This is a genomic window from Henriciella litoralis (genome assembly GCF_002088935.1).
Classification (GTDB): Bacteria; Pseudomonadota; Alphaproteobacteria; order Caulobacterales; family Hyphomonadaceae; genus Henriciella; species Henriciella litoralis.
This window is the reverse complement of record NZ_NCSS01000006.1, coordinates 714,407-735,354: the sequence shown is the minus strand read 5'-3', so window position 1 is coordinate 735,354 and position 20,948 is coordinate 714,407. Positions and strand designations below refer to the sequence as shown.

Below are 20,948 nucleotides of genomic sequence, written 5' to 3'. Positions count from 1 at the left end.
CCTTGCTGTATTCATGCACTGCCCAAGCCGAAGCGGCCCTGTCGCGCCATTGGCGCTGGCCACACTTTCGGGCTGCAGAGCTTGCCTGCAAGTGTGGCGGGCGGTTCTGCGACGGGGCCTATTGGCACGCGCCGCTGTTTCTCGATGCGCTTGAGCAGATGCGGGCCTTTGCGGGTGGGCGGGCGCTGGTCATTACTTCCGGCCATCGTTGCGCTGGCTGGAATGCGGCGGTAGGCGGAGCGCCGCTCTCCCAACACAAGCAGATCGCAGCGGACATCTCGCTCATCGGGCATGACCGGCATGGGCTGCTGCAGGCGGCGCGGCAGGCTGGATTCACCGGTTTGGGCCTCGCGCGGAGCTTCCTTCACGTCGACAGGCGGGCGCGGCCAGCGCGCTGGTATTACAAGAGAAGTGAGGGTCTATGGCAGACATAGCGGGCCTGGCGGCGAGTGCCGCTGGAGGCGGTGTGTTCGGACTGATCGGGACGGCGCTTGGCCGCGTCGCGGGCTATTTCGAAACGCGCCAGGCGCAGAAACATGAGACTGAGCGATGGGGGCACGAGACGCGGCTGCTAGAGATGCAGCAGGCCGCCCGGGCTCAGGAAACAGAGGCCGAGACCGCGCTGGCGGACATCTCCGGCAGCTGGGCCGGACTGCAGGCATCGATGGAGGCGGAAGCCGCTATCGGCGAGAGTTATCCATGGGTGAATGCGGTGCGCGGCGTCACGCGGCCGGCGTTGACCCTCTTGCTCTGGATGATTGCGGCGGGGATCTGGGTCGGTGCCGATGAAACAGCCCGCCTGTCGATCACCGAAACCGCGACCTTTGCGGCCACAGCGGCGACCCTCTGGTGGTTTGGAGACCGCGCACCAAGACGCGGCGCGCTGTAGCGGAGGGGCTCCAGACAAACCGGGAAGGCGGGCCAATGGCTCGCCTTTTCCGCATTTGGGATATGAGAAGTGGGCCGGAGCGCGCGTCCAGGCTCTGGGCTGGACAGCAATCAAATCTGCATACTCGCCCCTTGTCGCGGCGCTTGCCTCATCCTCGGGATTGCGGTGCGCAACTTACGAGGCGCTTAGAAATATCGTGTCGCTGTGAAGTCTCATGTGTTCTCTCCATGTTCTGCATGAGAAGACTGCAGGAGTGCGTAGTACGACACGCAATTATAATTTCGTACATTGTCGTATGGGGCATGATGAGGTTTAGTTATTTCACTTATAAATAGAGGGCTGATGATGAAGATACTTATTACTGGTAGCGCCATAGTGTTCATGGCACTTGCAGGTTGTTCTGCAATGGGGCCAAAAACTGAGCTAGCCGCCATTCCAGACAATTACACAGTGACACGCGATGGCTACGACCAACCGTTTCTTGACGAGGGCGTGTACACTTTTAGCGCGCCGGAAGCGGCGAGCTTTACAGACCGGGTCGCGCTTTGTGGTGAGAAGACGCTTGCGATGGACGGCTTCGAGGCGAAAACGACTCAGAACTGGGTTGGTCCGGCGACGGGCACGCTATACAAATCGACAGCAGGTTCGAAGCAGGTGAGTGAAAGCAATATCGTTCGCTATGTATCTGAAGCGGAGGACACTGTGCTATTGGCAAATCGCGAGATTATCGACGAGTCTACCGCTCTTTCAGCGCTGACTGGCCAGCAGGACCTTTTTAAGGATGCTCTACAATACGACATTGAAGCTAAGCTATTGGGAGACGTTTATTCTCTAACGGTGAGCAACATCCAGAGGGCATCACTTGAAACACAAGGGTATCAAAATCGCGGATTTGCACCAGTTGGAGCCTGGGAGGGGTCATCGGTCAGTCGGGACATTTCCGCAATCAAGTCAAACGTCGCTCGCCTAAATGAGTGTATCCAGGGTGGTTAGCTTCTAGCCTGACGAAATGTCGATACAAATGATCCTAACGATTACGTTATGCTTATCTTCCACACTCACACTGGATTGTCCGACTTCACGATGACGTCTTTGGATTCTTGATCCCATTGACTTAGTTTGACTAGCAGCTCGCCCTCAAAACTGTAGAAGCTCATGCCATCACGAACGATGCGGCTTATGGATAGGTCGCAAGTACTTGATCGACTTTGAACGGCCTCTCCGGCATAGAAGCTCCGAATTGCCGTCTAAGTCGGTACTTTTCTGACTCGTTCCGCGCTTAGCCGCATTCATCGAGGTTCGGACCGATCCTGTGGATCGGCCCATGAAACCTGTCGATGGTGGGGAAAATGCTGGTGCCGCGAGACAGAATTGAACTGTCGACCTCGTCATTACCAATGACGCGCTCTACCACTGAGCTACCGCGGCATTTGAAGCTAGCGTGGGTGGGCCTTAGCTTAAGCTGCGAAATATGAAAAGACCGTTTCAGGAGGTTAGCTGAACAAATGGCAGCTAAAGATGACAACAAGGACCGGGATGCGCGTCTGAAGGCGGCGCTTCGCGATAATCTGAAGCGCCGCAAGCAGGCGTCGCGCAAAACGCGAGACCAGGCGACGTCGGACGAAAACAAACCGGCAGCCGGGGAAGAATAAGGCCTGTGTGCTGCAATTGCCGCATTCTCGCCTTTCCCGCAACGACAAGCGCTCTATAACCGCTCGCCATGGACAAACTAAAAATCACCGGCGGACAACCGCTTTCCGGCACCATCCCGATTTCGGGTGCGAAGAACTCTGCGCTCAAGCTGATGGCGGCGGCCTTGCTGACGCCAGAGCCGGTTACGCTGAAGAATACGCCGAATCTGGCCGATACGCGGTTTCTCTCGCAATTGCTGGATACGCTGGGCGTGGAAGTCTATTGGCCGAAGGGCGAATCGACCTGCCATTTGAACGCGGCTGAGCTCAAATCCACCATCGCGCCTTATGAGCAGGTGCGGAAAATGCGGGCGAGCTTCAACGTGCTTGGTCCGCTTCTGGCGCGCTATGGCCATGCGACCGTGTCGCTGCCAGGCGGTTGTGCGATTGGCGCGCGGCCTGTGGACCTGCACCTGAAAGCCTTTGAGGCGATGGGCGCGGACCTGCTGGTCGAGGAAGGCTATGTGAAAGCCGCCGCCATTCACGGCCTGAAGGGCGCGCAGATCGTGTTTCCGATGGTTTCGGTTGGCGCGACCGAACATGCGATGCTGGCCGCGACGCTCGCAGATGGCGAAACCGTGCTGGAAAATGCGGCCCGTGAGCCGGAAATTGCAGACCTTGCAGATTGTCTGAATGCGATGGGCGCCAAGGTGAGCGGAGCAGGCACGTCAACGATCACCATTCAGGGCGTCAAACAGCTCCATGGCACCACGCATGATGTCATGGCTGACCGGATCGAGGCGGGAACTTACGCCATGGCCGTTGCGGCCGCTGGCGGCGACGTCACGCTCACCAATGCGCCGGTTGCCGCGATGAGTTCGATCAATCACGCGCTGCGTAATGCCGGCGTGCAAGTCGATGCAGATGTCGAGAAGGGCACGATCCGCATTCAGCGCAATGGCGGCAAGCTCAATCCGGTCAATATCGACACCGCGCCGCATCCGGGTTTTCCGACAGATTTGCAGGCCCAGTTCATGGCGCTGATGTCGCTGGCGAACGGGACATCGGTCATTCGAGAGAATATTTTCGAGAACCGGTTCATGCATGCGCCTGAGCTTTCGCGGCTTGGCGCCAACATTACGGTGCGCGCTCATGAGGCGATTGTGACCGGTGTTGATGCCTTGAGAGGCGCCCCTGTCATGGCGACTGACTTGCGGGCGTCTGTCTCTCTTGTCATTGCTGCGCTTGCTGCCCAAGGTGAAACCGATGTCAGCCGTATCTACCACCTGGATCGTGGGTTTGAGCGGCTGGAAGAAAAGCTGACAAATGTCGGCGCAAATGTGCGCCGCGTCAGCGAAGAAGAGGAATAAGGGCTAACCGATATGGCCGACATCAATCCGCTCCGACTGTTTGCTGAAGACAGCGATGATCTGACCGTGATTTCGGCTGCCGTGCAGGATGCTGTCACGAAAGCCGAAAACTTCCGCTATGAGACGCGCCAGCGTCGCTTTTCCATAGAGCTGAACCGGTTTCGCTGGGAGGAGGCTGTTGGAAAGCGCAAGTCGCAGCCGAAATCACGCGTCCGGTCCCTGCTGGCGTTTGATGGTATTCTCTCGGTCAAGACGCGCGGCGTGACCAAAGCGGATCCGGACATGGTGTATTCGCTGCTCAGCATTTCCTTTACGCCAGACGCAGAGCCGCCGGGCGGCGTCATTACGCTGATGTTTGCTGGCGATGGAGAGCTCGCGCTTACCGTTGAAGCCATCGACGTCACGCTGCTGGATAGCGACTATGAGTGGGCGACGCGGCATGTGCCGAGCCATGAGCGGAGGCGTCGCTGATGGCCCGCTGGCTTGATGCCACATCTGCCGGGTTTGAGGCGATATTTGCAGATTTCCTCAATGAACCCCGCGGCCAGGTTGAGGATGTCGCCTCAACCGTGCGCGAGGTTATCGCAGATGTGCGCAAGAATGGCGGCGAGGCGGTTGCGCGCTACACGGCGAAGTTCGATGGCGTGACGCTGGACCCGGTGACGTTGCAGTCCGACAATGTCGACCTCTACGAACTGGCGGCGGAATGCCCGGAGGATCTGCGCGAGGCCATCGATTTTGCAGCCGACCGGATCGCGGCCTATCACGAGAAACAGCGCCCCTCAGACCACCAGTTTACGGATGCGGCAGGCGTCGAGCTTGGCTGGCGTTGGACGCCGCTGGACAGCGTCGGCCTCTACGTGCCGGGCGGGCTCGCTTCCTATCCAAGTTCTGTGCTGATGAACGCTGTTCCGGCCAAGATTGCCGGGGTGCAGCGTGTTGTGATGACGGCGCCGGCGCCGCTGGGAAGGCTGTCTCCGGCTGTGGCTTACGCCGCGCTGAAGGCGGGCGTGGATGAGTTTTACCCGATTGGCGGCGCGCAGGCAGTTGCTGCGCTGGCCTTTGGGGCCGGGCATCTGAAAGCTGTCGACAAGATTGTCGGGCCTGGCAATGCCTATGTGGCCGAGGCCAAGCGGCAGGTCTTCGGCAAGGTTGGCATCGACACGATTGCCGGTCCGTCAGAGATTCTGGTGATCGCGGATGACAGCGCGAATGCAGACTGGATCGCAGCGGACCTGTTAAGCCAGTCAGAACATGATACGTCTTCACAATCTATCTTGATTACTGTGAACAAGGCTGTGGGAAAGGCTGTGGAAAACGCTGTGGAAAAACAGTTGAAAACTCTGTCCACAGAAACCCGCGCCCGGGCTGCGTGGGATAGCCATGGTGCGATCATTCACGCAGGCTCTCTCGATCAGGCTGCAGACATCGCCAATGAGATTGCGGCTGAGCATCTGGAGCTCGCCATTGCTGACCCGGACATGCTGTTGCCGCAGATCCGGCACGCCGGTGCAGTGTTTCTCGGCCACCACACGCCTGAAGCGCTCGGTGATTATGTGACCGGGTCCAACCATGTGCTGCCGACCAGCCGGGCGGCGCGGTTCAGCTCTGGTCTTGGCCTCTTTGACTTCCTCAAGCGCATGAGCGTCCAGCGCGCGAGCCCTGAGGGGTTCAATGCGCTTGCGCCGGCCGCGCTCCGTCTGGCCACGGCAGAGGGCCTGCCGGCCCACGCCCGGTCAGTTTCAATTCGTAGCAATCAGGGTGGAGGCGATGTCGGATAAGCGCCTCGTTGCCGTCGAGATTGATGAGGAGACCCTGTCGTCCAGTGGTCCCGACGCTGAGCATGAGCGCCGTGTCGCCATATTCGACCTCATCGAGGAAAATACGTTCGGTATCAATGAGCATGAGGGTGGGCCGTATGTGCTTCACCTCTCGATGATCGAGCGAAAGCTGGTGTTCGACATTCGCCTTGAAGACCAGACAAAGGTGCACGCTTTTATCCTGTCGATCTCGCCGTTCCGAGGCCTGATCCGCGACTATTTCATGATCTGCGAGAGCTATTACTCAGCGATCAAGACCCAGTCGCCGCACCAGATCGAAGCGATAGATATGGCGCGCCGCGGCATTCACAATGAAGGCTCGACGCTGCTGGCTGAACGGCTGGAGGGCAAGATCGACGTCGATTTCGATACGGCGCGCCGCTTGTTCACGCTGATTTGCGCCCTGCATGCAGGGCAGATGCGCGGACCGGGAGCATAGATCAACCGGATTGATCACGTATCGCCACGCTCAGGGGAACCCACACCGTGATGCGCAAGCCATCATCACGATAGTCCCGCGTTTCGCGAACATTTGGCATGAATTGGGTCAGCTGGCTTCCAAAGCCCACCCGGTCTGGTTCCTTGATGCCTGTCAGGCCGGACTCCCGCCAGTTCACCACAAGCTCTCCGTCCTTGATCTCCCAATCGATATCAAGGCGCCCGTCCGGGCTTTTCAACGCTCCATATTTCGCGGCATTCGTCGCAGATTCGTGAATGATCATGGAGGCGTCCTGCGTCGCCTTCAGTCCAAGCTGAATTGAGGGGCCGTTGAATGAAATCCGCGGCGACGTGGAGCCACCATACTGCTCGAGCTCGCCTTCAATAATCTCGTTGAGGGATAGCCCTTGCCATTCGCCGTTCGAGAGCTTGCTGTATGTTCGGCTCATGGACAGGATGCGCGCGGAAAAGTCCGCCCGGAACTCATCAGCCGTTTCAGTCGCGTGGCCAGCCAGGGCTGCGACGGCCTGAATGACGGCAAACATGTTCTTTACGCGGTGATCGAGTTCCTTGGCGATCACGTCATTTCGGCGGGTCAGGGCGTCCGCCCTTGTAATGTCTTCGGCATACTGAACGATGTGAGTGACCTCACCCTTATCGTTGAAATAGGGGGTCTGAATACAGTGCCAGCAACGGACGCTTGATGTTCCGTCTTCATGCTGGAGATTGACATAATGCTTGTCGAGGCGCGTCACCTCGCCGTCCAGCGTCTTCAGGAATTCTCTTCGAATCTCGGCGACGCGATCCGGGCTGTCGGGAAAGACATCGAAGACATACTTGCCGACGATCTCTTCTAGCTCGAGGTCGGTTGCCCGCAGATAGGCGTCATTGCCATAGACCAGGGACAGATTTCGATCGAGCACCATGTAGGGCGTGATCATGCTGTCGACCAGATGCCGGAAGTCCAGCGCGTTTGTTTCTGCAGGCCAGGCAGTAGGAGTCTTCAGTCGATGCGGCATACAGTTCCCTATCTCTAAAGGAACATTTACGACATTTATGGGTAAGTGATCGGTTACCGGGACTGTGTTTAAAGGCAGTTGCAGCGCATTCTGCTTGCCCTGACAGGTGACGAAAGATACGAACCGCCCCATATGCAACGGTGCGGGGCCTCATCCCGTAGCCAAAACAGGAGTGCCAATGGCAAAGGAAGAACTAATCGAGTTCAATGGAACAATCATGGAATTGCTTCCAAACGCGACGTTTCGCGTAAAGCTTGAAAATGACCATGAAATCATCGGCTACACGGCCGGCAAGATGCGCAAGAACCGCATTCGTATCCTTACAGGCGACAAAGTGCTCGTCGAAATGACGCCCTACGACCTGACCAAGGGCCGGATCACTTACCGCTTCAAATAGGTATGTCTGCGACGCGCACGCCTTTCGTGCTGGCGAGCGCAAGCCCGCGGCGCCTTGATCTTCTGGCTCAGGCTGGCCTCGTGCCCGATGAGGTCAGGCCGTCAGAGATTGACGAAGCCCCCCTAAAAAATGAATCGCCCTCAGCGCTGGCTGAGCGGCTGGCGATCTCCAAGGCGCGCCATGTGCATGCGGCTGGCCAGTTCACGCTGGGCGGCGATACCGTTGTGGCGATGGGACGGCGCATGTTGCCCAAGGCGGCTGACCCGGCAGAGGTTGAGGAGTGTCTACGACTGCTTTCTGGCCGGGCGCATCAGGTCCTGACAGGAATAGCGGTCGTGGCCCCGGATGGCCGCGAGGCTGTGCGGGTTGTTGTCTCCCGCGTCGTCTTTAAGCGACTGACCGAGACCGAGATCAGTCACTATGCCGAAAGCGGTGACGGCGTTGGCAAAGCTGGCGGCTATGCGATCCAGGGCAAGGCGGCACCGTTCATCAAGCGGATCAATGGCTCTTACACGGCGATTGTTGGGCTGCCTCTCTATGAAGCTGTGTCCATGCTGGGCGGCCTCGGATATCAGGCGGAGCGGTCGTAGCCTACTGATCTGTTGTGATCGCTTCGCCTGCATCCAACACAGCATCCCGAAGGATGAGTGGCGCGGAATAGGTTTTTACGCGCGCTGACTTTGACGGGTTTTGCGGCGCGAAGACATTTTCGAAATCGACAGTCACCTGCGGATTGGACGGCAGATCTTCCGGTATCGGCGCAGTGAACTCACGCGAGCCTCCGTTCAGGACGACGAGGTTCGCGATAGGGATCGAGATGTCATCGCCCTCACCGGAAATGGTGACCGTTCCCTCAAGCCGGGCATGCGCAGTACCGGTATTTTCCACCAGAAGGTCGACTTCCTGCGTGCCGTCCGCACCTATGGAGAGACGGGCATCGCGCACAGCTGGGTCGCTGGTGGCCGGGTCGGTCGTCAGATAGAAAAGACTGGCAATATCGTGTTTACGCCAGACGCCGGATTGGCCGCCGCGCGTTTCCGGGAGAATGGCGGAGGCGAGCAAGGCAAAGCGATGGTCGCCTGATCTTTCGAGGCTCTCTGGTGTGATGATATCGACGATGATCTGCTGGGACTGGCCGGGTTTGAGGGTCACGAAAGAAGGGCTGAAACGTACCCATTCGGCCGCTGAGTCTGAGCGTTCGCCTGGGGGCTGAAGGTTGATCTGTCCATTCCGGTCGAGCGACCAGTCAGCGAGGCCGAGCGTCAGCGAGATGGTGTCTTCCGGATGCGTATTTGCGATTGTCATGACCTGGCGCTGGCGTGTGCCCGGCTCGGCGTCCATTTCGACAGTCGTTGGCTGTAGGCCAATGCCGAACGCCTGCACGGGCAGCGCCACGGCAATCGCTGCCGCGAAGGCGAAGAAGCATCTGCGGCAGGTCATTTTCAATGTCATTTTCGCCAGGTCCTGATCTTTGCAAGCGCATGCAGATCGAGCCGGGGAGGCTAGGTCGCGCCGGTTACCGCTTGGTTTAGGGCTGTGCGAAAAGCACATCGTCTGCTTGCGCGCGCCTGCGGCCTCGGATACCCGCAAGCATCATGACCGAGACGCCAGAGCCGAAGAAAAAGAAAAAAAAGCGCAAGCCGCCCCATATTGCGGCTGACCTCAGCACCGATGAGGGGCGCAAGCGCGCCGAGCGTGAGCTTGTCATGGGCGATCATGGCTTTCTTCGCGAAGCGTTCCAGAATCTGCATCAGATCAGCCCTGAGATGTGGCGCTCCAATCAGCCGAATCCGCGCCAGATCCGGGCCCATGCCGTCCATCGCCGTATTCGCACGATCATCAATCTGCGCGGCGAGAGTACCAAGGGCTACTATCTGCTGGAAAAGGAAGCTTGCGCCGAAGAGGGCATCAAGCTGATCGACTTCCAGGTTTTCTCGCGCGACACGCCGAAGGTAGAGACGATCGAGGCGGCGCGTGAGCTGTTCGAGACGATCGAATACCCAGCCCTCATGCACTGCAAATCAGGGGCTGATCGCGCTGGCCTGATGAGCGCGCTTTACATGATCTTCCGCCAGAACATGCCGGTCAAAAAAGCGGTAGAGCAACTGTCCGGCAAATACCTGCATGTGAAGTCCGGCAAGACCGGGATGCTGGATGCATTCTTCGAGGCCTATCTTCGTGACACCGTGACAAGCGGGAAAGCTTTTATCGACTGGGTGCGGGAAGACTATGATCCGGCCAAGGTCAAAAGTGACTTCATGGAAAATTTCAACAACCGGTTTGCGCTGGATCGACTTTTACGCCGCGAATAACCGATTTTTGGTCTGGTCAGCTTTCAAGTTTCATGGAAACTTGCGGCTCAACTTGACTGGAGAGGGGCACCCCTATGAAAAAATTCCTATTCGCGGTCGGCGGTCTGATGCTGCTGACGGCATGCGGCGGCAATGACCGCGCAGCAATTGTCGATTCCTGCATGGCCGATGGCGGCAGCGATAAGAAGACCTGCGAATGTATGGCCGATGCGGCAGAAAAGAATCTCAACGACAAGCTTTATGGAAAGCTGGCAGATGCAGCGCGCAAAGGCGACGAGAATGCTGCGAATGCGTTGATGGATGATCTGTCGGCAGAAGATAAAGGCCAGTTCATGGCGTTCGCCATGCAGGCAGCGATGACCTGCGGCGCGCCTGAATAGGTCGCGCCCCAGATTTCAGACTTGCTTCAAGATGAAATGAGGATGCCAGCTCGAGGTCTTAAGCCTCGCGCTGGCATTTTTCTTATCTATCGCCGAGAGGGCGGTGCATTCTTGAGGCATCTGGTGCTAAGCACGCATCCATGAGTTCGACTTCACTTCGCACCGGCTCCATCGCCAAGGAATCGCTTGCCAATGCGCAGGCCGTCATCCTGCCGACATTGCCGGGCCTCTTGCTGTTTGCCGCCGCAGTCGCCGGGCAAAGCTGGATCAATCGCCTTGCGACGCAGGGCGGGCAGACTGTCTTTTACTGGATGGCGATGGGGACAGTGACCATCTTCGTCGGCTGCTTCTGGTCAGCGACGATGTACCGGCACTTGCTTCCGGAAGCGGGGACGCGCTCGGTGATGGCCGATGCGATACGGCTTTTCCTCGCAAATACAGCCGTGTATGGGCTTTTCTTCATTATCGGCTTCCTGCTGACGCTTTTCTTTTCGCTGTTTTCGGGGGTCCTGATCGCGGCATCAGGTTATGACCCGAGCGAAACAGGGTCTCCCGATGAAGTTTGGCGCTCGGTCGAGGCGCTCTCTGATTCCGGCGGCGCAATGGTGCTGTATGCCTTGCTGATCATTGCGGTGTGCGCGCTCGTCTGGTTGGGCCTGAGACTGTTTCTCTTCGGCGTTGCGTCTATTGCCGAGCGACATCTGACGATCTTTCGCAGCTGGCCATGGACTGCCAAACATGTGGCCCGGATTGCGCTCTTATGGGTCAGCTTGCAGCTGGTGCCGTGGCTCATTCTTTCGCTTGTTGCGTCCGGCGTTCTTCACGCTGGCGGGTTTGACACGGTGTTCTCATTCTATGTCGGACCACAGCCGGACGGGTCCGCAGCCAGCGACCTCACTTTCGCGCTTCTGAGCGCCATCTCAACGCTGCTCTTCGCGCCCTTCTACTGGGTGGGACATGGATTGGCAGTCGCGCTCTATCGACGGCTTGCGCCCAATCGAGTTGACGCCGAGACGACATTCGGTTGAAGTCGGGGCCGGGGCGAGCGAACGATAATCAGAAGTCCGGGGAGGGCGGTTGGCGCAGCGTTTCACATTCGGCAATGCGTGCCTGCATTTTGCAAATGCAGACGGCCCGCGCGGGTTTATCTGGAAATACGCGATTAGCTATCTGCTCGCTGCGATCCTGATGGCGTGCATCGGCTATCTGATATTCCGCCCCGTTTTTACCGTCTGGTACGACATCATGTTGGAGGCCTTGGGCGGGGCGAGCGAGACCGAGATTGAGCGGATCGTGACACGGCGGCTGACCCAAGTCGTAGGCCGGGTCGTCTTGGGCGTCATCGCCATGATCGCACTTTTTGTCATGATGTGGGCCGTCTTCGAGGCTGCTGTTCAACGCCGTTATGTGCGCGAGGAAGGCTTCAGTCTGCGACTTGGGAGTGATGAGTTCAGGCTGATGGCGATCGGCCTGATGTGGTTCGTTTTCTATTTGGTCACGACTTTCCTGGCATTAATTTTGGGCGCATTCGTGACGGGCCTGGTTGTTGGCATAACAGACGAGGCCGCAGTGATAGGGATCGCCGCGTTCATCGGATTTGGGTCGGCTGGCCTCTTATGGTCCTATTTCGCGGTCCGTCTCGCACCAGCCGCCGCGATGACAATCCGCGATGGCAGCATCACCTTCTTTCGCGGGTGGGGCGCGACCTCCGGGCGGTTCTGGAAATTGCTGCTCAGCTATATTCTTCTGGCGCTGGCCTTCTGGCTGGTCAGTTCAATCGTGTCGAGCGTCTTCGGAATGACACTGGTGGCGTCGATCATGAGTCAGATCCCGCGCATTGAGCAATTCGAGAATAACCCGGCGGAGCTGCTGAATATCCTGTTTGGCTTCAATATTCTGGCGCCAATCATGGTCAGTGTTGCGGCCACGATCGTCATGCACGGCTTGTTCGCCTATGTCTGGTCAGGACCGGCTGCGCTCGCGGCCAAGACAGATCCGCGCGGCGGCGGCGTTGCCCAGGCCCCGGACGTCTTTCTCTGATCTGGCGCGAAATGAAGGCGGCTATTCAGCTGCCTGTTTTGCTTTCGCATCCTTGCGTTTGACCTTGTTGCGGGCTGCGCGGCGTTCATCCTGACGGCGGAAGGTTTCGGCGAGAAACCGTCCGGTCCAGCTTTCCTTGTCGGCGGCGACATCTTCTGGCGTGCCGGTGGCAACGACCCGTCCACCGCCATCGCCGCCTTCGGGGCCGATGTCGATGATGTGGTCAGCGGTCTTGATGACATCGAGATTGTGCTCGATCACGACGACCGTATTGCCCTGTTCGACCAGCTCATGCAGCACTTCGAGCAGTTTGCGGACGTCCTCGAAATGCAGGCCCGTGGTGGGCTCGTCGAGGATGTAGAGTGTGCGGCCCGTTGCGCGTTTTGACAGCTCCTTGGCGAGTTTCACGCGCTGGGCTTCACCGCCCGATAGCGTGGTCGCTTGCTGGCCGACCTTGATATAGGTGAGGCCAACACGGTTCAGCGTCTCCATCTTCGACTGGATCGACGGCACGGCCGAGAAGAACTTTTCCGCTTCTTCAACCGTCATATCGAGCACGTCAGCGATGGACTTGCCCTTGTAGAGGACTTCCAGCGTCTCGCGGTTGTAGCGCTTTCCATTACAGGTCTCGCAGGTCACATAGACGTCCGGCAGGAAGTGCATCTCGATCTTGATGACGCCGTCGCCCTGACAGGCTTCGCAGCGTCCGCCTTTGACGTTGAACGAGAAGCGGCCCGGCTTGTAGCCGCGTGCCTTGGCTTCTGGCAGGCCGGCAAACCAGTCCCGGATCGGGCCGAAGGCGCCGGTATAGGTCGCCGGGTTCGACCGCGGGGTGCGCCCGATCGGCGACTGGTCAATATCGATGACCTTGTCGAGATGATTGAGGCCTTCAAGGCTTTGATAGGGCGCAGGCGCAGAGGACGCGCCGTTCAGCTTGCGCGCGAGTGCCTTGTAAAGCGTCTCGATGATCAGCGTGGACTTGCCGCCGCCGGACACCCCGGTGATCGCGGTGAAGGTGCCCAGCGGAATGCTGGCGTCGACATTCTTCAGATTGTTGCCGGTCGCGCCCTTGATGGTCAGCGAGCGGTTCTTTTTCGCCAGCCGGCGCTTGGCCGGAATGGCAATCTCTTCTTTGCCCGAAAGGAACGCGCCGGTGAGGCTTTTAGGGTTGGAAATCACCTCCTCGGGCGTGCCCTCCGCAATGATTTCGCCGCCATGGACACCGGCGCGCGGGCCCATATCGATGACATGGTCTGCCGTGAGGATGGCGTCTTCGTCGTGCTCAACAACGAGGACGGAATTGCCGAGATCGCGCAGGCGTTTCAGCGTCTCCAGAAGACGTTCATTGTCGCGCTGGTGCAGGCCGATGCTCGGTTCGTCCAGCACGTAGAGCACGCCCTGAAGGCCAGAGCCGATCTGGCTGGCGAGGCGGATGCGCTGGCTTTCGCCGCCCGAAAGCGTCCCGGATGCGCGCGACAGCGAGAGATATTCAAGGCCGACCGCATTCAGGAAGATGAGACGATCATTGATTTCCTTCAGGATACGCGCCGCGATTTCCTTGTGCTGGTCTGACAGTGAGTCTTCGACCTTGCCGAACCAGTTGCCGGCTTCCTTGATCGAGAATTCGGCGCTGTCGGAGATGTCCAGCCCATCAATCTTGACGGCGAGGGCTTCGGGCTTCAGCCGCTTGCCATTGCAGGACGGGCAGGGGGCAGCCGACTGGAACTTGGCGATCTCGTCACGTGACCACTGGCTGTCTGTCTCGCGGTAGCGGCGGTTGAGGTTGGGAATGACGCCTTCGAACGTCTTCTTCACTTCATAGCGGCGCAGGCCATCATCATAGACAAAATCGATTTCTTCCTTGCCGGTGCCGTGGAGAATAACTTCGCGCACATCCTCGGATAGCTTGTTCCAGGGCGTGTCGAGGTCAAAATCGTAATGGTCGGCGAGGGCCTGCAGAGTCTGCGTCTGGTAGGGAGAGGCTGAGCGCGCCCACGGCGCAATCGCGCCTTTTGCCAGCGTCAGATCCTTGTCCGGCACGACGAGTTCCGGGTCGACTTTCAACTGTTCGCCAAGGCCGTCACAGGCCGGACAGGCGCCGAACGGATTGTTGAATGAGAAGAGGCGCGGCTCAATTTCCGGAATGGTGAAGCCGGAGACGGGGCAGGCGAAATTGGCCGAGTAGGTGATCCGCTTGGCTTCGGTTTCGCCCTCTTCAAGGTCAGCATATTCGAGCACAGCGATGCCATTGGCGAGGCCGAGCGCGGTCTCAAAGCTCTCGGCGAGGCGCTGTTCCATGCCTTCGCGGATGACGATCCGGTCAACCACGACGTCGATGTCGTGCTTGAACTTCTTGTCGAGCGTTGGCGGGCTCTCAAGATCATGGAATTCGCCATCGACCTTCACGCGCTGAAAGCCATTTTTGAGCAGTTCGGCGAACTCCTTGCGGTACTCGCCCTTACGCCCGCGGATCATCGGCGCGAGCATGTAGAGACGCGTTCTCTCAGGCAAATCCATCGTGCGGTCGACCATTTCAGAGACGGTCTGGCTTTGGATAGGAAGCCCCGTTGCGGGCGAATAGGGGATGCCGACGCGCGCCCAGAGGAGGCGCATATAGTCGTAAATTTCGGTGACCGTGCCGACGGTCGAGCGCGGGTTACGGCTGGTGGTCTTCTGCTCGATTGAGATTGCAGGCGAGAGGCCCTCAATGCTCTCGACGTCGGGCTTCTGCATGAGCTCCAGGAACTGGCGCGCATAGGCCGAAAGGCTCTCGACATAGCGGCGCTGGCCCTCGGCGTAGATCGTGTCGAACGCCAGAGATGACTTGCCGGACCCGGACAGCCCCGTCAGCACGACGAGCTTGTCTCGCGGAATATCGACATCGACATTCTTCAGATTGTGCTCTTTTGCGCCGCGAACGCGGATCATGCGGAGATCAAGTGGGCTCATTGGAGGGGCCTTACGGAGATTATGACGTCTATGAAGTAACATGTGTGCCGGGAGTCCAGTCTTTCGACAAGAACGTATCATGAACATTATCGGAAGTCCCGGAATTCCGCAGAGATGGGTCGAGGGAGGATGTAGCTCAAGGGATCAGCCTCAGTTCGCCTTACGCCCTTTTGTATCCCTCATTCAGCCGCTTCGAGCGGTCAAAAGTCAGATTTCCGACTTGACGAAGGGAACATAAGAGGAACATATTCGCTCTCTCAGCGGTATCAGCGCGCACGTGTGGAAAAATGTGCCTCATGGGCGACAGGGGGTCAGTCACGCGCTAGAGATACCAACTGGATTCGACTGCGAAATGATTGGAGCGCGACATGGCTGGCTCAGTGAACAAGGTAATTCTCATCGGCAATCTCGGGGCAGACCCTGAAGTGCGCCAGTTCCAGAATGGCGGCCAGGTCTGCAATCTGCGCATCGCGACGTCGGAAACCTGGAAAGACAAGAATACCGGCGAGCGCCGCGAAAAGACCGAATGGCATTCGGTTGCGATCTTTTCCGAAGGTCTGATCCGGATCGCGCAGAGCTACCTCAAGAAGGGCTCGAAAGTTTACATCGAAGGCAAGCTTCAGACCCGTAAGTGGCAGGACCAGTCCGGCAATGACCGCTATTCGACCGAAGTCGTCCTGCAGGGCTTTGACGGCACGCTGACGATGCTGGACAGCCCCGGCGGTGCTGGTGGTGGCGGCGGTCAGGGCGGCGGCGGCCGGTCCGGTGGTGGTTATGGCGGCGGCGGTAGCGGCGGTCCACGTCAGCTCGATGGTCCCCCACAGGACTTCAATCAGGATTTCGAAGACGAGATTCCGTTCTAGGAATCACTGGATTGATCACCCGTCTGGAACGGACCTGAGATCAACGCCGTTATTATGCCTCGACGGGAGATCTCTCATGATCAAGAAAATACTCTTTCCAGCTTTTGTGCTTGGGCTTGCAGCGTGCGGCGCACCGGACGCTCAGCCCTCGGACCAGGCAGCAACGACAAGCGATGATGCGGCAGCGGTGTCCGATGAGGCGCCTCTCGACGAGAGCATGCCGCCTGTCGACCCGGGCACGCCTGAAGAGGTGTTGCAGAGCTGGGCCCACGGGCTTGAATCGCGCGACTGGGAAGCAGCACGCCTCGCCTGGGGCAATGCTGGCGAGGATAGCGGCATGTCTGCCGAAGAGTTCGCCGATGCCTACAGCAAGTACAAGACGATCAAGATCACCGTTGGTGAAGGCCGCACGGAAGGGGCCGCTGGCTCGCTCTATTACGAGACGCAGGTCGTGATGGAAGGCGAGTTGGAGAACGGCGATGCCTATCGGCTTGAAGGTCCGGTCGTGCTCCGCCGCGTCAATGATGTGCCCGGCTCATCCACCGAACAGCGCAAATGGCACATCGCCACGAGTGATCTGCGTGCAGTGCCCGTCGATGAAACGAGCGAGAACGCGCAATAAGCTGACCTTTCAGGTTTTGCTCGCGAGGCGCATGATCCTGTCGATAAAGCCCTGCTTGGCGCGCGTATAGGCCTCCCGGTCTATGCGATGGCGTACCGCGAGGTCTTTCTTAAGATCGGCATAGGCGGCCGCTTCGCCGGGGTGTGCATTGAGGTAGTCCTGGAAGGCAAGGCGCTGATGCAATTCGCTATCGGGTTCGCAGACATGCAGGTGGTGCGTGCGCTTCACGCCGCGAGGCGGCATCCCCCGCACGAAGAAGAGACGGTCCGTCTTTGGATTGTCCGCCCAGAAATCATACCCAAGCGGGTTCAGCCTCTCCGGCAGTACGTCCCTGGCGGTCGCCAGATCTGGCACGATCATCAGCATGTCGATGATGGGTTTTGCTGGCATGTCCGCAATTGCGGTGCTGCCGAAATGGACCAGATCGAGGATTGCGACATCAGATAGGGCCGCGGCTAGGCGGCTTCGTTCGCGCTCGAAAGCGGCTGGCCAGTCCGGATCATATGGCGCGATTTCAATCTCATCCATGAACCGCGAGCCTAGCAGCGGAGGTTGGTCCGGACTAGCTCATCCCGCGATAGCGACCCGGCTTGTGATTGATCGCGACCGTCAGGTTCAGCACGAACGCTCCGACAATCGACAGGATGACCAGCTTCAGGGGCAGGATAAACAGCGCCGCGACAAGGATACAGAGGTCAACGCCAAGCTGGAAAATACCGGCCCGGATGATCCCCTTATCCTGAAGGAATTGCGACAGGATCGTGATGCCGCCAATACCGGCGCGGTGGCGCAATAGCATGACAAGTCCGACCCCCATCATCGCTGCGCCTGCCACGGCAGCGAAGATCTCATTAAGTAGCGAGAAGTCCACCAGATAGGGCAGCAGTCTGGTCTCGGCTGAGATCATGGCGACGGCGACAAAGGTGCGCAGCGTGAACCCCCAGCCCATCCGCATGATCGACAGCACGTAGAAGGGCAGGTTCAGAACAAAGAAAACGAGGCCGAAGGAGAGCGGCGTGGCAAATTCCACCAGTAGGCTGGTGCCCGCAACGCCGCCAGTGATCAGCATGGCTTCGCTATAGATCGTCACCCCAAAGGACAAAAGCAGCGTGCCCAGCAGGAGGGCCTGCACGTCTTCGTACCATTTGTGATGTTCGAGAGTGTCTGTTTGCGTGTCGGGATCAGCCATGCGGGCTATTCGCTTGGCGTGGGAGCATCGTCAAGGTGTGAAGATTTCGACGGCTGCGCTTGTGTCATTGCCGCTGGCTTTCAGCGCGCCGCCGATAAGGTAGATGGAGCCGTCCAGCGCCACGCCGCCGAGGCCGTGCCGGGGCTTTGGCATATCGGGCAGGGCCGACCATTCATCGTGGGCCGGGTCATACACCCAGCCATTCGGGAAGACGCCGCCGCCATTTTCGAAATACTCCCCGCCAAAGGCGTAGAGTTTCTGGCCGACGACGGCTGCGGCGAGGCCGGCCTGCGCCTTCGGCATAGGGGCGAGGGTCTGCCAGCTGTCACTGGCCGGGTCATAGAGTTCGTGGGTGGGCAGATTACCGCCGCCAACCGTGCGCCCGCCGACAATATGAAGCTTGCCGTTTATCACCCCTCCTGCCGTGCTGTTGCGGGGTGTCGGGAGCGGGGCGGCTGTCTCCCAGCTTTCTCCGTCGAAGCGGAAATGCGCGCCAACATCGGCATGGTCTGACCAGTCGAGATTGCGATCCGCCTTGGGCTGGCGGCCGCCGATCACGTGCAGCGAGTTGCCGATGACGCCGATGGTGCTTTCGCCATTCGGTGCAGGAAGCTCTGGCGTCGAAACCCAACTGTCGGTGCCGTCGTCATAGCGCCACACGCTGCTTTGCATTTGCCACATGCCGTCTTTGCTGCTCTCGAAGCCGCCGATGCAATAAAGATCGCCTGCGAAACTGACGAGTTGCGGGTGATGACGCGGGGAGGGAAGGTCTGCGCGCGGTCGCCAGACGCCATCGCTCTGATCCAACGCCCAATGCGCATCCGTTGGCCCGGTGATTGATCCATTTGCGGCGACGAAGCCCCCGGCCTGATGGATCATTCCCTTATGAGCGCACGGATAGATTTCCTGTACGGGTTCAGGCAGCGAAGGGCCGTCGCGCCAGTCGGTGTTTGAGCTGATCGTCCCCACAGCGCGCGTCTCGGTGCACGCGGCAAGGAGGCCAGCACCGACAAGCTGCAAAGCCATTCTGCGGGATGGATTCATCGTCATTTTGTCTCCGGTCGCGACCTGACCGCGCGTCACCTAAGGGGATCGGCGCTGTGCAGGCCGATCATTGGCCGTTACCAATCAAGAAAACACAGGGAGAGACGAGATGTCGATTGATTTTACGATTCCGGAAGACGCCAAGAAAATTCGTGAGCGTGTGCGCCAATGGGTGCAGGACGAGTGTATTCCAGCCGAAAAGCGCCTTGAGGCTGGCGAAGACTACAAGACCGTCCTGAATGAGCTGCGCGGCAAGGCGCGCGCCCAGGGGCTCTGGCTGCCCTTCATCCCGCAAGAGCATGGCGGTATGGGGCTTGGGCCGCTGGCCAATGCGCTCGTGCAGATGGAGCTCGGACAGAGCCATCTCGGCGCGCTCTCGATGAACTCGCAGGGCCCGGATGATGCAACGATGCTGACGCTGCTGGCGCATGGCACCGAGGACCAGAAGGAACGCTTCCTCAAGCCGATCCTGAACGGCGAAAAACGCGTCTGTTATTCGATGACGGAGAAGGCGGCTGGCGCCGATGCGACAGGCATGCAGACCGTCGCCGAGAAAGACGGCAACAGCCACTATGTCCTCAATGGTGAGAAGTGGTTCTCGTCTGCCGCGTCCGTGGCCGATATTGCTGTCGTGATGGCGAAGACCAATCCGGACGCGCCGCGTCACGAGCAATACTCGACCTTCATCGTCGAGCTGCCAGACCCCGGCTACAACATCGTCCGCGATATCCCGACAATGGCTGTCCACGGCCCCCTCTACGAGATTATGGGCGGCGGGCATGCTGAGGTGAAGATCGACAATCTGCGTGTGCCAGCCGACAATCTGCTGGGCGGAGAAGGCAAGGGCTTTGCGATGGGCCAGCACCGGCTCGCCTATGGGCGCCTGCGCCACGGCATGCACAATGTCGCCATGGCGCAGCGGGCGCTCGATCTTGCGACGGAGCGTGTCACGAGCCGCTCCACCTTCGGCAAGGGCCTCGAAGACCGTCAGGGCGTCCAGTTCATGCTGGCAGAATGCGCGAGCGAGCTCTACATCGCCCGCCTCATGCTGATGCACATCGCCTACAAGGCCGAGAATGGCATGGACCTTCGTCAGGAGAATGGCATCGCTAAGGTCTTCCTCGCGAACATGGTCCACAAAGTGGTCGATACGGCGATCCAGCTGCACGGCGCGCTCGGCTACAGCCTCGATACGCCGCTGGCCGCCTGGTACACCCATATCCGCTCACAACGCCTCGTCGACGGCCCGGATGAGGTCCACAAATGGATCACCGGCAAGAACGTCATCAAAGCCTTCAAGAAGGATGGCACGACAGCCGCAGCCGCGGGCGGTGACTTGCTCTAGGGAAAGCGGCGATTAGTTTACATTCTCAATCGCCTTCAAGGCGAAGTTGCAATGCTTCGAACGCCGCTTCGAACGCGGAGAGCGTTTCGTGTTCACCGGCGATTAATCCAATTTTCAACATAAGCTGGCGTGTTCTTTGCACGTATTCAGTACAAGCTTTCCTGTCGTGTTCGGCCTTAAAGTGAACGCCGCAAGCAACTATGAGTGCGATCAGCCGCCTTTCTGCGATTTTGCCGTGTTCGGGGAATTTCGATTGTAGTTTGGCAATCCGGTCTAGACAGTCTTTCATTTCAGACCATTTCTGGTGCAAGCCAAGGCTGACAACGTTGATTGAAAGCAATGTCGCTTCCTCAAGTGCGAGGGCTTCGTTGTCGGGGAAGTTTGATTGCAGTGTGGCGACGCGGTTCAGACAACTTTGAATGTCGGGCCATTTCTGGTGCGCTCCGAGGGTGTGGATAGCAAATGAGAGCACTTGCAGCTCTTCAAGTGCGAGGGCTTCGTTGTCGGGGAAGTTTGATTGCAGTGTGGCGACGCGGTTCAGACAACTTTGAATGTCGGGCCATTTCTGGTGCGCTCCGAGGGTGCGGATAGCAAATGAGAGCACTTGCAGCTCTTCAAGTGCGAGGGCTTCGTTGTCGGG

24 protein-coding genes and 1 tRNA gene are annotated in these 20,948 nt (G+C 58.8%); 17 read left to right on the top strand and 8 right to left on the bottom strand.

What is annotated here, in order from left to right; translation table 11 throughout:
* Positions 1–2 precede the first annotated feature (2 nt).
* The 3 genes from B8783_RS07165 to B8783_RS07155 all read left to right on the top strand — a co-directional run bounded on the left by B8783_RS07165 (position 3) and on the right by B8783_RS07155 (position 1,882).
* On the top strand, positions 3–434 hold the full coding sequence (locus B8783_RS07165; protein WP_233355704.1) for a D-Ala-D-Ala carboxypeptidase family metallohydrolase: 432 nt from the start codon (positions 3–5) through the stop codon (positions 432–434).
* The gene (locus B8783_RS07160; protein WP_084419475.1) at positions 422–889 is read left to right on the top strand and encodes a hypothetical protein; all 468 of its coding nucleotides are present in this window, start codon (positions 422–424) and stop codon (positions 887–889) included. The genes B8783_RS07165 and B8783_RS07160 overlap by 13 nt, the downstream gene beginning before the upstream one ends.
* Positions 890–1,231: 342 nt before the next feature.
* Complete coding sequence (locus B8783_RS07155) at positions 1,232–1,882, top strand: hypothetical protein (protein ID WP_084419473.1); 651 nt, start codon at positions 1,232–1,234, stop codon at positions 1,880–1,882.
* Positions 1,883–2,242: 360 nt separating this feature from the next.
* Here the strand turns inward: B8783_RS07155 and B8783_RS07150 are convergent.
* A tRNA-Thr gene (locus tag B8783_RS07150) sits at positions 2,243–2,317 on the bottom strand.
* A gap of 77 nt (positions 2,318–2,394) precedes the next feature.
* Between B8783_RS07150 and B8783_RS18480 the strand changes: the two genes are divergently transcribed.
* The 5 genes from B8783_RS18480 to B8783_RS07130 all read left to right on the top strand — a co-directional run bounded on the left by B8783_RS18480 (position 2,395) and on the right by B8783_RS07130 (position 6,149).
* On the top strand, positions 2,395–2,541 hold the full coding sequence (locus tag B8783_RS18480) for a hypothetical protein (protein WP_169711731.1): 147 nt from the start codon (positions 2,395–2,397) through the stop codon (positions 2,539–2,541).
* Between the two features lie 68 nt (positions 2,542–2,609).
* Positions 2,610–3,890 carry a UDP-N-acetylglucosamine 1-carboxyvinyltransferase gene (gene murA / locus B8783_RS07145; RefSeq protein ID WP_084419471.1) on the top strand — a complete coding sequence of 427 codons (1,281 nt, stop codon included), beginning with the start codon at positions 2,610–2,612 and terminating at the stop codon, positions 3,888–3,890.
* A 12-nt stretch (positions 3,891–3,902) separates the two neighbouring features.
* Positions 3,903–4,361, top strand: a complete 459-nt coding sequence (locus B8783_RS07140; protein WP_084419468.1) for a DUF2948 family protein — start codon at positions 3,903–3,905, stop codon at positions 4,359–4,361.
* A complete protein-coding gene (hisD, locus tag B8783_RS07135; protein WP_084419466.1) occupies positions 4,361–5,671 on the top strand; it encodes a histidinol dehydrogenase in 1,311 nt (436 codons plus the stop codon). Before B8783_RS07140 ends, hisD begins: the two co-directional genes overlap by 1 nt.
* Positions 5,661–6,149 (top strand): UPF0262 family protein, encoded by a 489-nt coding sequence (locus B8783_RS07130; protein WP_084419464.1) that lies wholly within the window; start codon positions 5,661–5,663, stop codon positions 6,147–6,149. Before hisD ends, B8783_RS07130 begins: the two co-directional genes overlap by 11 nt.
* Before the next feature lies 1 nt (position 6,150).
* Here B8783_RS07130 and B8783_RS07125 read toward each other — a convergent pair whose 3' ends face one another.
* Positions 6,151–7,167, bottom strand: a complete 1,017-nt coding sequence (locus B8783_RS07125; protein WP_169711730.1) for a sensor histidine kinase — start codon at positions 7,165–7,167, stop codon at positions 6,151–6,153.
* A 178-nt stretch (positions 7,168–7,345) separates the two neighbouring features.
* Between B8783_RS07125 and infA the strand changes: the two genes are divergently transcribed.
* Together infA and B8783_RS07115 are read left to right on the top strand one after the other, a co-directional pair.
* Positions 7,346–7,564, top strand: a complete 219-nt coding sequence (infA, locus tag B8783_RS07120) for a translation initiation factor IF-1 (RefSeq protein ID WP_084394245.1) — start codon at positions 7,346–7,348, stop codon at positions 7,562–7,564.
* Positions 7,565–7,566: 2 nt separating this feature from the next.
* Positions 7,567–8,154, top strand: a complete 588-nt coding sequence (locus tag B8783_RS07115) for a Maf family protein (RefSeq protein ID WP_084419460.1) — start codon at positions 7,567–7,569, stop codon at positions 8,152–8,154.
* 1 nt (position 8,155) lies between these two features.
* Here B8783_RS07115 and B8783_RS07110 read toward each other — a convergent pair whose 3' ends face one another.
* Positions 8,156–9,016: a fimbrial biogenesis chaperone gene (locus tag B8783_RS07110; RefSeq protein ID WP_084419458.1), complete on the bottom strand. Its 861-nt coding sequence runs from the start codon at positions 9,014–9,016 to the stop codon at positions 8,156–8,158.
* A gap of 143 nt (positions 9,017–9,159) precedes the next feature.
* On the opposite strand from B8783_RS07110, the gene B8783_RS07105 reads away from it, so the two are divergent.
* The 4 genes from B8783_RS07105 (at position 9,160) to B8783_RS07090 (ending at position 12,296) form a co-directional block, all read left to right on the top strand.
* Complete coding sequence (locus B8783_RS07105; RefSeq protein WP_084419456.1) at positions 9,160–9,876, top strand: fused DSP-PTPase phosphatase/NAD kinase-like protein; 717 nt, start codon at positions 9,160–9,162, stop codon at positions 9,874–9,876.
* Positions 9,877–9,950: 74 nt separating this feature from the next.
* Complete coding sequence (locus B8783_RS07100; RefSeq protein ID WP_084419455.1) at positions 9,951–10,256, top strand: hypothetical protein; 306 nt, start codon at positions 9,951–9,953, stop codon at positions 10,254–10,256.
* Between the two features lie 140 nt (positions 10,257–10,396).
* A complete protein-coding gene (locus B8783_RS07095) occupies positions 10,397–11,284 on the top strand; it encodes a hypothetical protein (protein WP_084419453.1) in 888 nt (295 codons plus the stop codon).
* 49 nt (positions 11,285–11,333) lie between these two features.
* A complete protein-coding gene (locus tag B8783_RS07090; RefSeq protein WP_084419451.1) occupies positions 11,334–12,296 on the top strand; it encodes a hypothetical protein in 963 nt (320 codons plus the stop codon).
* Between the two features lie 21 nt (positions 12,297–12,317).
* Here the strand turns inward: B8783_RS07090 and uvrA are convergent, their stop codons facing one another.
* Positions 12,318–15,245 carry an excinuclease ABC subunit UvrA gene (gene uvrA / locus B8783_RS07085; RefSeq protein WP_084419449.1) on the bottom strand — a complete coding sequence of 976 codons (2,928 nt, stop codon included), beginning with the start codon at positions 15,243–15,245 and terminating at the stop codon, positions 12,318–12,320.
* 368 nt (positions 15,246–15,613) lie between these two features.
* On the opposite strand from uvrA, the gene ssb reads away from it, so the two are divergent.
* Together ssb and B8783_RS07075 are read left to right on the top strand one after the other, a co-directional pair.
* Complete coding sequence (gene ssb / locus B8783_RS07080; RefSeq protein WP_084421960.1) at positions 15,614–16,108, top strand: single-stranded DNA-binding protein; 495 nt, start codon at positions 15,614–15,616, stop codon at positions 16,106–16,108.
* A 76-nt stretch (positions 16,109–16,184) separates the two neighbouring features.
* Positions 16,185–16,730, top strand: a complete 546-nt coding sequence (locus B8783_RS07075; RefSeq protein WP_084419447.1) for a hypothetical protein — start codon at positions 16,185–16,187, stop codon at positions 16,728–16,730.
* 9 nt (positions 16,731–16,739) lie between these two features.
* Here the strand turns inward: B8783_RS07075 and B8783_RS07070 are convergent, their stop codons facing one another.
* Genes B8783_RS07070 through B8783_RS07060 form a run of 3 tightly spaced genes read right to left on the bottom strand, consistent with a single transcriptional unit; the run spans position 16,740 to position 18,969 of the window.
* Positions 16,740–17,258, bottom strand: coding sequence for a GrpB family protein (locus tag B8783_RS07070; RefSeq protein ID WP_084419445.1), 519 nt, complete (start codon positions 17,256–17,258; stop codon positions 16,740–16,742).
* Positions 17,259–17,292: 34 nt separating this feature from the next.
* Positions 17,293–17,919, bottom strand: a complete 627-nt coding sequence (locus B8783_RS07065; RefSeq protein ID WP_084419443.1) for a YitT family protein — start codon at positions 17,917–17,919, stop codon at positions 17,293–17,295.
* 30 nt (positions 17,920–17,949) lie between these two features.
* Entirely contained in the window at positions 17,950–18,969 is a 1,020-nt protein-coding gene (locus B8783_RS07060) for a Kelch repeat-containing protein (protein ID WP_233355703.1), read from the bottom strand.
* A gap of 103 nt (positions 18,970–19,072) precedes the next feature.
* Between B8783_RS07060 and B8783_RS07055 the strand changes: the two genes are divergently transcribed.
* On the top strand, positions 19,073–20,308 hold the full coding sequence (locus B8783_RS07055) for an acyl-CoA dehydrogenase family protein (RefSeq protein WP_084419439.1): 1,236 nt from the start codon (positions 19,073–19,075) through the stop codon (positions 20,306–20,308).
* Positions 20,309–20,333: 25 nt separating this feature from the next.
* On the opposite strand, the gene B8783_RS18475 is transcribed toward B8783_RS07055, so the two are convergent.
* Positions 20,334–20,948 (bottom strand): hypothetical protein (locus tag B8783_RS18475; protein WP_169711729.1); only part of this gene is annotated, 615 nt, incomplete at its 5' end.

Excerpts from the sequence above, each read along its gene's own strand:
- B8783_RS07105 (WP_084419456.1), top strand. The coding sequence starts at position 9,160 with ATGACCGAGACGCCAGAGCCGAAGAAAAAGAAAAAAAAGCGCAAGCCG.
- ssb (WP_084421960.1), top strand. The coding sequence starts at position 15,614 with ATGGCTGGCTCAGTGAACAAGGTAATTCTCATCGGCAATCTCGGGGCA.
- B8783_RS07130 (WP_084419464.1), top strand. The coding sequence starts at position 5,661 with ATGTCGGATAAGCGCCTCGTTGCCGTCGAGATTGATGAGGAGACCCTG.
- B8783_RS07155 (WP_084419473.1), top strand. The coding sequence starts at position 1,232 with ATGATGAAGATACTTATTACTGGTAGCGCCATAGTGTTCATGGCACTT.
- B8783_RS07115 (WP_084419460.1), top strand. The coding sequence starts at position 7,567 with ATGTCTGCGACGCGCACGCCTTTCGTGCTGGCGAGCGCAAGCCCGCGG.
- B8783_RS07100 (WP_084419455.1), top strand. The coding sequence starts at position 9,951 with ATGAAAAAATTCCTATTCGCGGTCGGCGGTCTGATGCTGCTGACGGCA.
- murA (WP_084419471.1), top strand. The coding sequence starts at position 2,610 with ATGGACAAACTAAAAATCACCGGCGGACAACCGCTTTCCGGCACCATC.
- B8783_RS07125 (WP_169711730.1), bottom strand. The coding sequence starts at position 7,167 with ATGCCGCATCGACTGAAGACTCCTACTGCCTGGCCTGCAGAAACAAAC.
- B8783_RS07095 (WP_084419453.1), top strand. The coding sequence starts at position 10,397 with ATGAGTTCGACTTCACTTCGCACCGGCTCCATCGCCAAGGAATCGCTT.
- B8783_RS07110 (WP_084419458.1), bottom strand. The coding sequence starts at position 9,016 with ATGACATTGAAAATGACCTGCCGCAGATGCTTCTTCGCCTTCGCGGCA.
- B8783_RS07075 (WP_084419447.1), top strand. The coding sequence starts at position 16,185 with ATGATCAAGAAAATACTCTTTCCAGCTTTTGTGCTTGGGCTTGCAGCG.
- infA (WP_084394245.1), top strand. The coding sequence starts at position 7,346 with ATGGCAAAGGAAGAACTAATCGAGTTCAATGGAACAATCATGGAATTG.
- B8783_RS07140 (WP_084419468.1), top strand. The coding sequence starts at position 3,903 with ATGGCCGACATCAATCCGCTCCGACTGTTTGCTGAAGACAGCGATGAT.
- hisD (WP_084419466.1), top strand. The coding sequence starts at position 4,361 with ATGGCCCGCTGGCTTGATGCCACATCTGCCGGGTTTGAGGCGATATTT.
- B8783_RS07065 (WP_084419443.1), bottom strand. The coding sequence starts at position 17,919 with ATGGCTGATCCCGACACGCAAACAGACACTCTCGAACATCACAAATGG.
- B8783_RS07060 (WP_233355703.1), bottom strand. The coding sequence starts at position 18,969 with ATGACGATGAATCCATCCCGCAGAATGGCTTTGCAGCTTGTCGGTGCT.
- B8783_RS07160 (WP_084419475.1), top strand. The coding sequence starts at position 422 with ATGGCAGACATAGCGGGCCTGGCGGCGAGTGCCGCTGGAGGCGGTGTG.
- uvrA (WP_084419449.1), bottom strand. The coding sequence starts at position 15,245 with ATGAGCCCACTTGATCTCCGCATGATCCGCGTTCGCGGCGCAAAAGAG.
- B8783_RS07070 (WP_084419445.1), bottom strand. The coding sequence starts at position 17,258 with ATGGATGAGATTGAAATCGCGCCATATGATCCGGACTGGCCAGCCGCT.
- B8783_RS07055 (WP_084419439.1), top strand. The coding sequence starts at position 19,073 with ATGTCGATTGATTTTACGATTCCGGAAGACGCCAAGAAAATTCGTGAG.
- B8783_RS18480 (WP_169711731.1), top strand. The coding sequence starts at position 2,395 with ATGGCAGCTAAAGATGACAACAAGGACCGGGATGCGCGTCTGAAGGCG.